Annotated in this window: 5 protein-coding genes; 3 read left to right on the top strand and 2 right to left on the bottom strand. The window is 75.4% G+C overall.

Translation table 11 applies throughout. The features are described 5' to 3' along the window. Positions 1–729: methyltransferase domain-containing protein (locus tag HGA02_RS13685; protein WP_168679465.1), on the bottom strand; the 729-nt coding region annotated here is incomplete at its 3' end. 90 nt (positions 730–819) lie between these two features. Continuing rightward, positions 820–1,515 carry an NAD(P)H-dependent oxidoreductase gene (locus tag HGA02_RS13690; RefSeq protein ID WP_168679466.1) on the bottom strand — a complete coding sequence of 232 codons (696 nt, stop codon included), beginning with the start codon at positions 1,513–1,515 and terminating at the stop codon, positions 820–822. Between the two features lie 146 nt (positions 1,516–1,661). On the opposite strand from HGA02_RS13690, the gene HGA02_RS13695 reads away from it, so the two are divergent. The 3 genes from HGA02_RS13695 to HGA02_RS13705 all read left to right on the top strand — a co-directional run. Next, entirely contained in the window at positions 1,662–2,267 is a 606-nt protein-coding gene (locus HGA02_RS13695; RefSeq protein ID WP_168679467.1) for a sugar O-acetyltransferase, read from the top strand. Next, positions 2,264–2,830: a TetR family transcriptional regulator gene (locus HGA02_RS13700; RefSeq protein ID WP_168679468.1), complete on the top strand. Its 567-nt coding sequence runs from the start codon at positions 2,264–2,266 to the stop codon at positions 2,828–2,830. The genes HGA02_RS13695 and HGA02_RS13700 overlap by 4 nt, the downstream gene beginning before the upstream one ends. A 129-nt stretch (positions 2,831–2,959) precedes the next feature. Next, a partial coding sequence (locus tag HGA02_RS13705; RefSeq protein WP_210728568.1) for a hypothetical protein occupies positions 2,960–3,346 on the top strand: 387 nt, incomplete at its 3' end.

Below are 3,346 nucleotides of genomic sequence, written 5' to 3' on the forward strand. Positions count from 1 at the left end.
GCGCAGGTGACCGTGCCTCGCGTCCCACGCGCCGCTCGCCAGGTCGCGCTCCAGCCGGTCGAGCCCGCGACGCGAGGCCCCCGGGTCGGCGAGCGCGAGCGCGGAGGTCGCGGCGCGCACCTCGGGACGCAGGAGCTCCTCGGGCCGTCCGTAGAACGCCTCGCCGAACCCGTCGACGCAGTCCCGCGGGACGGGGACCGGGTCGACACGGACGCGGCCGCTCCCCGGGCCGAGGCGCGCGACGACGCTCTCGATCGGCGGGAACCGGGTCAGCTCGGCGGCGAGCGCGTCGGGCAGGTAGTCCGCGAGCCAGAAGTCCTGCAGCGCGACGGCGTCGAACGTGAGCACCACGACCGCCCCGCGGCTCACGCGGCGCAGCTCGCGCAGGCCCTGGTCGACGTCGCGCCACTGGTGCACGGTGACCATCGCCATCGCGGCGTCGAAGGCGTCGTCGTCGAACGGCAGGTGCTCGGCCGTGGCGTCGAGGGCCGGTGCCGCACCGGCCGGTCGCTGGGCGCGCATCGCCGCGGACGGCTCGACCGCGAGGACGTACCGGTCGGTCGGCTCGTACGACCCGGCACCCGCGCCCACGTTCAGCACCGTGCGGGCGCCGCCGAGGGCGGCGTGCACCCGGGCGGCGATACGCGGGTCGGGCCGGCGGACGCGCGCGTAGCCCGCCCCCAGCCGCTCGTAGTCGACGTCGCCGGCCGGTCGCTCACGGTTCGCCATGCGGCCAGGACAGCACGGGCCTCGCCGTGTCGTCGGCGCCTTTTCCCGCCGGTGCGGCACGAGAGCGGCGTGGCGGTGGCCGCGTCGCGGTCAGAGCAGCGCGTGGACGAGCCGGGTGCCCACGTCCTCCATCTCGTCGAGCCATCGCGCGCGCTGCGCGTCGTCGGCCTCGTTGACGGACGCGAGGACCGTCCGCTCCACGACCGTGGGCGACGTCGGGGAGCCGAGGTACGTGCCGACGCACCGCTCCCAGATCGCGGCGAGCGGGTCGCCGAAGACGGTCGCCTCCCGCTCCGCCGGGGTGTCGGTCGTGTTGACGACGACCAGTCGGCGGACCGCGAGCAGCCGCTCGGGCAGGCCGCCCGCGTCGGGCAGGCGGTACGCGACGCCGGGCACGAGGACCCGGTCGAGCCAGCCGGCGAGGATCGCGGGCGGCTTGCCCCACCAGGACGGGTGCACGACGACGAGCGCGTCGGCGGTCGCGAGGTCCGCGCGGTGCCGGTCGAGCAGCGGGTCGCCCGACGGGCCGCCGAGGTGCAGGTCGCGCCCGACGACGAAGGACTCCTCGGCGCGCAGGACCGGGTCGAACCCTTCGGCGTACAGGTCGTGGGTGACGAGGTGCGCGCCGGCGCGGGTCGCCGCCTCGCCGATCCTCCGGGCGAGCGCGTGGTTGAGGCTGTCCGGTCGGGGGTGCGCGAGGACGAGCACGACGACCGGGGTGTGCCCGGAGGTGTCGGTGCGTGTGCGGATGTCGGCGTCGCCGCCGGGCGTCGCCTCTGCTGTCATCCGGCCCTCCCGCGGTTCCTCGTGAGCACGGTCCTCCGCGCACGGTCGCCCGTCGCGCGTGCGTCCGAGACGCGACCGTAGCGGACGCCGCCAGCGCCGTGAGGCGGATGTGGTCAGTCGTACACATGGTGTGTACGATCGTCCGCATGACGACGACCGACTACTTCGCCGGCGACCCCCGCACGAACCGCGAGCGCATGCTCGCGGGCGACCTCTACATCGCCGACGACCCGGAGAGCGGGCGCATCGCCCGCGAGGCGTTCCGGCTCTCCGACGCCTACTACCGCGCCGAGTCCGCGGGTAAGCCCGACGCGCGCGAGCACCTGGTCGCGCTGCTCGGGACCCTCGGCGAGGGTGCGTACGTCAAGCCGCCGCTGTTCGTCGACTACGGCGAGAACATCCACGTCGGCGCGCGCACGTTCGTCAACTACAACCTCACCGCGCTCGACGTCGCGACCATCACGATCGGCGAGGACTGCCAGATCGGCCCGAACGTCCAGCTGCTCACGCCGACCCACCCGGTCGACCCGCAGCCGCGGCGCGACAAGCTCGAGGCCGCCAAGCCGATCACGCTCGGCGACAACGTCTGGCTCGGCGGCGGCGTCATCGTCTGCCCGGGCGTGACCATCGGCGACAACACCGTCGTCGGTGCCGGGTCCGTCGTGGTGCGCGACCTGCCCGCGAACGTCGTCGCGGTGGGCAACCCCGCCCGTGTCGTGCGGCAGATCGGCCCCCAGGACGAGGCGCGGTGACCGAGCGGCGGCCGCGCCGTCACGACCCCGAGCGGCGCGACCGCATCGTCGACGCGTGCCTCGAGGTCGTCGGGGAGGCCGGCGTCGCGGGTGCGTCGACCCGCCGCGTCGCCGCCGCCGCCGACGTGCCGCTCGGATCGATCACGTACCACTTCGACAGCGTGGACGCCCTGCTGTTCGAGGCGTTCGAGCGGTTCACGCGGCGCATGAGCGACCGCTTCGAGGCGTCGATGGCGGCGGTCGACGGCGTCGAGGAGGCCCGGCGGGCCGTCGCCGACCTCGTCGCGGTCGACGTGCTCACCGACCCGCACGAGCTCGTCCTCACGCACGAGCTCTACACGCTCGCCGCCCGCGACCCGCGCTACCGCCGGCTGACGCACGCGTGGATGGCCCGCAGCCGGCACGCGCTCGAGCGGCACTTCGACCCCGCGACCGCCCGGCTGCTCGACGCCATGATCGAGGGCTTGACGATCCACCGCGCCCTCGACACCGAGCCGCGCGACCGCGACGAGATCGAGCTGGCCGTCGACCGCCTCACGCGCACGACGGCGCACGTCGACTGACCGCGTCGTCGGCGCGGGATCGCTCGGCGACCGACCGCGTCGTCTCCCGGCCTCGTGCGGCGACCGACCGCGTCGTCGGCTCGGCCTTGCTCGGCGACCGACGGGTGGCGGTCGCGCTAGCCTCCGCGCATGAGCTGGGCCGTCGTCGCGCGCCGCGTGCGTGACGCGCACGTCCCGCTGCCGCACCGGCTGAGCGCGCTGCGCTCGCTCGTGAACCGGCACCACCCGCTCGGGTTCGACGGCACGCAGCAGCACCTCGGTGACCTCGTCGGCACGTCACGACCGCCCGGTCCCGGCTGGACCGACGCCGACGTGCGCGCGGCGCTCGACGCCCTCGAGGTGTCGCGTACGAGCCACCTGCGCTACGTCGAGGCGTTCGCCGACCGTCGTCGGCGCGAGAAGGCGGAGCACCGTCGCCAGCCGACGCGGGCCGACGTCGACGAGCTGCGCCGCGCGGAGTGGGTCAAGGACGTCGCCGGCGCGTCGGTGCGGCACCCGAGCGGCCGGGAGCGCCGG

The sequence above is a fragment of the Cellulomonas septica genome (genome assembly GCF_012396155.1).
In the GTDB taxonomy this organism is placed as follows: Bacteria; Actinomycetota; Actinomycetes; order Actinomycetales; family Cellulomonadaceae; genus Cellulomonas; species Cellulomonas septica.